The 5946-nt window shown below is 69.1% G+C and carries 5 protein-coding genes; 1 reads left to right on the forward strand and 4 read right to left on the reverse strand.

Annotated elements, in window-relative coordinates; genetic code table 11:
* Positions 1–1615 (reverse strand): translation elongation factor 4 (gene lepA, locus AB1609_14180; GenBank protein MEW6047608.1); only part of this gene is annotated, 1615 nt, incomplete at its 3' end.
* A gap of 147 nt (positions 1616–1762) precedes the next feature.
* Between lepA and murJ the strand changes: the two genes are divergently transcribed.
* Positions 1763–3433, forward strand: a complete 1671-nt coding sequence (murJ, locus tag AB1609_14185; protein MEW6047609.1) for a murein biosynthesis integral membrane protein MurJ — start codon at positions 1763–1765, stop codon at positions 3431–3433.
* A gap of 9 nt (positions 3434–3442) precedes the next feature.
* Here the strand turns inward: murJ and spoIIP are convergent, their stop codons facing one another.
* The 3 genes from spoIIP to gpr form a co-directional block, all read right to left on the reverse strand.
* Positions 3443–4516, reverse strand: coding sequence for a stage II sporulation protein P (gene spoIIP / locus AB1609_14190; protein ID MEW6047610.1), 1074 nt, complete (start codon positions 4514–4516; stop codon positions 3443–3445).
* Between the two features lie 54 nt (positions 4517–4570).
* Positions 4571–4819, reverse strand: a complete 249-nt coding sequence (locus AB1609_14195; GenBank protein ID MEW6047611.1) for a hypothetical protein — start codon at positions 4817–4819, stop codon at positions 4571–4573.
* Between the two features lie 211 nt (positions 4820–5030).
* Positions 5031–5946 (reverse strand): GPR endopeptidase (gene gpr, locus AB1609_14200; GenBank protein ID MEW6047612.1); only part of this gene is annotated, 916 nt, incomplete at its 5' end.

Raw genomic sequence — 5946 nt, forward strand, 5'->3', positions numbered from 1 at the left:
CCCGGCTTCCCATGGCGGCCTGGATGGGCACCTCGAAGAGCTGGCGGGGGATGAGTTGCTTCAGCTTCTCCACCAGTTGCCGGCCCCGCTGGTACGCCTTGTCCCGGTGAATGATGCACGACAGCGCATCGACCGGCCGCCCGGCCAGCAGAATGTCCAGCTTGACGAGTTCGCCCGGGCGGTGGCCGATGTACCGGTAGTCGAGGGAGGCGTACCCGCGGGTGCCCGACTTCAACCGGTCGTAGAAGTCCAGCAGGATCTCCGCCAGCGGCAGGTCGTAGGTGATGACCGCCCTGGAGCTTGCCGGGTACTCCATGTCGACGAACTGCCCGCGCCGCTCCTGGCAGAGCTCCATGACGGGCCCCACGTAGTCGCCGGGAGTGACGATGGTGGCGCGCACGTACGGCTCCAGAACCTCCTCGATGGTTCCGGGGTCGGGCCAGTGGGCCGGGTTCTCGACGGTCACTTCCCGACCGCCCTGGAGCCGCACCCGGTACGAGACGCTGGGCGCGGTGGTGACCAGATTGAGGCCAAACTCCCGCTCCAGCCTCTCCTGCACGACATCCATGTGTAAAAGGCCAAGGAACCCGCACCGGAAGCCGAACCCCAGCGCCGCCGAGGTCTCCGGCTCGTAGGTGAGCGCCGCGTCGTTGAGCCGGAGCTTCTCCAGCGAGTCCCGCAGGCGCGGGTAATCCTCGCCGTCCACGGGGTACAGCCCCGAAAAGACCATGGAAAGCGGGGGCCGGTAGCCCGGTAGGGGTTCGGCGGCGGGGCGATCGGCCCGGGTGAGCGTGTCACCCACCCGGGCGTCCCGGATGTTCTTGATACCCGCCGTGATGGCGCCAACCTCGCCGGCCGCAAGCTCCTCGACCGGGTGAAGATCGGGACGGAACATGGCCACCGAGTCAACCTCGTACTCAGCGCCGGTGCTCATCAGGCGGATGCGGTCGCCCAGGCGGACTTTGCCGTCGAAGACCCGAATGTAGGCCACCACGCCGCGGTACGCGTCGAAGTGGGAGTCGAAGATGAGGGCGCGAAGAGGCGCCTCCACGTCGCCTCGGGGCGGCGGAATGCGCTTTACGACGGCCTCCAGTACCTGATCGACCCCGAGGCCGGTCTTGGCCGAGATCTTCAGAGCATCCCCGGCGTCGAGTCCGAGCGCCTCCTCGATCTCCTGGCCCACCTCGTCCGGGCGGGCATTGGGCAGGTCGATCTTGTTGATGACCGGCACGATCTCCAGGTTGTGATCCAGCGCCATCAGGAAGTTGGCCAGGGTCTGAGCCTCCACGCCCTGGCTTGCGTCCACCACCAGAAGCGCCCCTTCGCAGGCGGCAAGAGCGCGGGAGACCTCGTAGGAGAAGTCCACGTGCCCGGGCGTGTCGATGAGGTTCAACAGGTAGCCCTGGCCGTCCGAGGCGGTGTACTCCATGGTGACGGCGGTCAGCTTAATGGTGATGCCCCGCTCGCGCTCCAGGTCCATCTGATCCAGCACCTGGTCGACCATCTGCCGGGGGTTGATGGCGCCGGTACGCTCCAGCAGGCGGTCCGCCAGGGTGGATTTGCCGTGATCCACGTGAGCGATGATGCAAAAGTTTCGGATCCGTGCCTGGTCCACCGAGTCTCCTGGCTCCTAAGGCGGCTTACTTCGTTTGGCGCCAGTGATTATAGCATGGCGCCACCTTCCGAAGGCAGGAAGGGCAGCACGCCGCGCCGAAGCCGCGGCCGCACCGACGGGCGTACAGGGAAAGGAAGCGACCCTCTCTTGTCCGACTGGGCGGAGGGCGGGCCAGGGTCGGGGCGCAGGCGGCTGGCCCGCGACGTCACGCTGACCATGTCCCTCATCCTGATCAGCCGGCTCCTGGGGTTCATCCGGGAACGGGCCGTGGCCGAGGTGTTCGGGCGAACCGCCGAGACCGACGCCTTCAAGGCCGCGTTTAACATCCCCGACCTCATGTACTTCCTGCTGGTGGGCGGCGCCATCACCGCCGCGTTCATCCCGGTCTTCACCGGCTACCTGGCCCGCGGGCAGGAGCGCGAGGGCTGGAGGGCGGCCAGCACGTTTCTCAACGGCACCGTCCTGCTCCTGGTTGCGCTGACCGTCGGGGGGATGGTCTTCGCCCCGGAGCTTGCGCCGCTGGTGGCCTTTGCCTTCATGGGCGAGCAACGGGACTTGCTCATCGACCTGATGCGGTGGATGTTTCCGGCGGTCTTCTTCACGGCGCTGGCGGGGCTCGGCATCGGTGTCCTCAACAGCTACCGGCGGTTCACGCTGCCGCTTCTCGGGCCCATCCTGTACAACGTCTCGATCATCCTGAGCGCGTACTTGCTGGGGCCGCACATGGGCATCCGGGGCATGGCCGTCGGCACGGTGGTCGGGGCCATGCTGAATGCGGCCCTGCAGTGGAGCCAGATCGGGGTGCGGTTCTGGCGCTGGCAGCCGGTGCTGGACATGGGCCACGAGGGCGTACGGAGATTGTACCGGATCATGCTACCGGCGCTGTTCGGGCTGTCCGTGACGCAGCTTTCGCTCATCATCAGCACGAACCTGGCCTCGACGCTTCCGGAGGGCTCCATCACGGCGCTCAACCTGGCCAACCGGGTGATGCAGTTCCCGCTCGGGGTCTTTGCCATGGGGCTTTCCACCGTCGCGTACCCCACCATGGCCGCGCACGCAGCCCTGGGCGAGATGGGCCGGTTCGGGTCGGCGGTGACCGGAACGCTGCGGGGCGTGCTGTTCTTGACGGTGCCGTCGGCCGTGGGGCTGGCGGTGCTGGCCGAACCCATCATCCGGCTGTTGTTCGAGGCAGGGCAGTTCTCGGCCCAGGATAGCCGGGCTACGGCCGCCGCTCTGCTGTTCTACTCGGGCGCGCTCATCTCACAAAGCGCCTCCCAGATCCTTACCCGTGCCTTTTATTCGCTGCAGGACACCAGGACGCCCGTCCTGATCTCTACCGGCGCCCTGGTGGTCAACGCGCTGCTCAATGTCGCCTTCTTGCGGTGGACGAGCATGGAGCACGCCGGGCTGGCCCTGGCCTTCACCATCACCAGTATGGGCAACTGGGCGTTTTACCTGGCGGTGCTGCACCGGCGGCAGGCCGGCGTGAGGCTGGGTGAACTGGGCCGCTTCCTAGCCCTGGTGGGCGCCGCGTCACTGCCCACGGGCATGGCGGCGTGGCGCGCGGCCGCCTGGACGGCCCTGCGCTTCGGCACCGAGAGCCTCGCGGACCGGGGGCTGGTCGCAACGGCCGGCGTCCTGGCAGGAGCGGCAGTGTATGCCGCCATCACCTGGCTCATGGGGCTCGAGGAGGCGCGGATGGCGGCGGGGATGGTGAAGAGGGCGGGCAGGCGAACGGGAGAGGGCGTGGTAGCCACCCTCACGTGGTTCTGGCGCCTCCTGCGGCGGTCGCCCGGCACCGGAGGCGTACGGCCCTAGCGGTTCTTCTCAGCCCCACGTGCTCCGGGGGAACGCTGTTCTGAGCAGCATGGCAGCAATGGCCTGGGCCAGAAGGCGCGCCGAACGCATGGCCGCCTCCTCGCGGGTGCGGTACGACCCGACCTCGATGAGCAGCGCCCCGGGGTGAAGGTGCTGGTTGTAGCGCCGGCCCGGGTACACCATCACCCGGCGCAAGAGCCCGGGAAAGCGGTGGTCGAGTTCGGCGGCGAGCAGCCGCGCGGCCTCCAGGTTCGACGCCCCCTCCCGGCCGCCGGTGCCGGTGCCCACTACGATGGCTATCTGCGCCACCTGCTCGCCATCTACCGAGGTCACCAGTTCTCCCCCCTCCTGCGGAGCGTCGCGGTGCAAGTCGATGAGGAGCCGCAGACTCGGATACTGCGCCACGAGTTGCTGCGCGGCCTTCAGCGAGCGGCTGTACGCCACCCGGTAGTCGGGCGTATCGTGCAGCGCGGTGACGTGGACCGCCGGAATGCCGTACTCGTTGAGGGCGGCCACGAGCTGCGCTCCCACGCGGATGATCCCCGTGTCGGTCGTGCCAAACCGGTGGTATGCCTCTGGATCCTCCGGAGCAAATGCCGGCGTGCGGTACATCTCCGAGGCATGCGTATGGTAAACGGCCACCCATACCGGCCGCGCGGAGGGCCGCACGGGCGAGGGACGCTGCGGTTCGTGCGGGGCGTCCTGGACCTTGAAGAGCGCGCCGCTTTCTTCGGGCGGCTCCTGCAGCGTCCAGGAGCCCCCTGGAGGCTGTGATCCCGAGGCGGCGGGGGCAGGAGGGTTCACCGGCTTGATGGCAGGCCAGGCGGCCGCAGCCGCCCGCGCCAGCAGCCATTCGCCCCACTCCCGGATCCCCGGGCCGCCGGCCGTTCGCGCCTGCGCCAGCGGGGCCGGCAGGATCTGCGCCGCCGAATCCAGTGCTGCCTGCAGGTGAGGCTGGAGGGCCGGCGCGAGCGCAAACCCCAGCACCGCCGCAAGCAGTGCAGCGACCCGGTAAAGGCCCGTCCCCGCCCGGACCACCCGGACGCGCACAGCGGTAGCCGGCCGCGCCGTCCACCCGGACACACCCGTCGCCCCCCGTCAGGGCGAAGGTATGCCGGGGCTTGGCCCGTGATGTCTTCAGACCGGGGTGGTGCGGCGTGACAGCTCCAGGAGCCAGAGGAGCTGATCGTACATACGGCTCAGCTCCACGGCGCTGTGGTAGGAAAAGCGGACGATGAGCACGAGGCTCGAGGGGCCTTGGCCGGAAAGCAGCCGATAGCTGGGATGGAATTGCAGAAGCTGGAGGAAGCGCCTGGCGCTGGCAGGAGGGCGCAGCTCCCGGTTGGGCGAGCGGGCGGGGGCAAGCTCGAAATCAATGCGCACCACGGCGGTCCCGGCCTCCGGCTCCCCTGCAGAGAAGGCCCCGCGCGGGGGTGCCACGCGAATTTGTGCGCCTGCTTCCAGACGGCGGCGAACTGTGCGCCACGGGCGAAGAAGCCTGGCCTGCACGTGAGCCCCCTCTAGTCCCCACGCTCGACTTCGCCCCGGGCCAGAGAATTCCTACCTTCGCGAGGGGATATGTGCCAGGCCAGGCCGCTTACTGGATGTAGCTGAGCACCTCGTCGAGGTCGAGGCCGGGGTGGAGCGCGGTGTTGAGGGCCCCCGCAAGAAGCTCCGCCGCATCCTCGATGAGCACGTCGATCTCTTTCGGTGTCACGATGAGGGAGGCGAGCCAGTCGGGCCTCGCATCGAGGCGCGGCGCGCCCGCCGGCCCCATTTCGGTGGCGCCCAGGCGCCCTTGCGGGAAGAACGACGGAAAGGACCGAGCTGCAGGCCCGGCGGCGCCATTGGCCACAAGGCGCCGGGCGTGGATCACCGTGGGCACCCCGATGGCGATGACCGGAATGCCCAGCTCCCGGCGGCTCAACGCCCGGCGGACGTTTCCGACACCGGCTCCCGGCTGGATGCCCGAATCGACGAGCTGAACGGTGGTGCAGAGGCGTTCGGGGGAGCCGGCGGCCAGGGCGTCCACGCAGACGAGCGCGGCGGGGCGGACGCGGTCTGCCGCCGCCGCAACCAGTTCCATGGTCTCGATGCCGGTGAGACCCAGGACGCCTGGCGAAAAGGCCGCCACGGGACGCAGGGCGCCGCGCTTTTCCGGCGGGAGCAGCTCGTGCAGGTGGCGCGTGACCAGCAGCTGCCCCACCACGCGGGGGCCCAGGCTGTCCGGCGTCGCGTTCCAGTTGCCAAGGCCCGCCACCAGCACCGCAGCGTGGTCGGGTACGCCCTGCTGCTGCAGCAGGGCCGAAAGCTCCTCAGCCACGAGCTGGGCCACCTCTTCCCTGACCTGCTGGGAACGCTCCCGCAACCCCTCGGCCGCGATGGTCGTGTACGTGCCCTCCGCTTTGCCCAGCATGGCCGCGCCCTGAGGGCTCGTGATGCGCACCCTCTGAACCGTAGCATACCTGCCGGTGCGCTGCTCCCGCTGGACGCCGGGGATCGCGGCGCCCGGG

The sequence above is a fragment of the Bacillota bacterium genome, assembly GCA_040754675.1.
In the GTDB taxonomy this organism is placed as follows: domain Bacteria; phylum Bacillota; class Limnochordia; order Limnochordales; family Geochordaceae; genus Geochorda.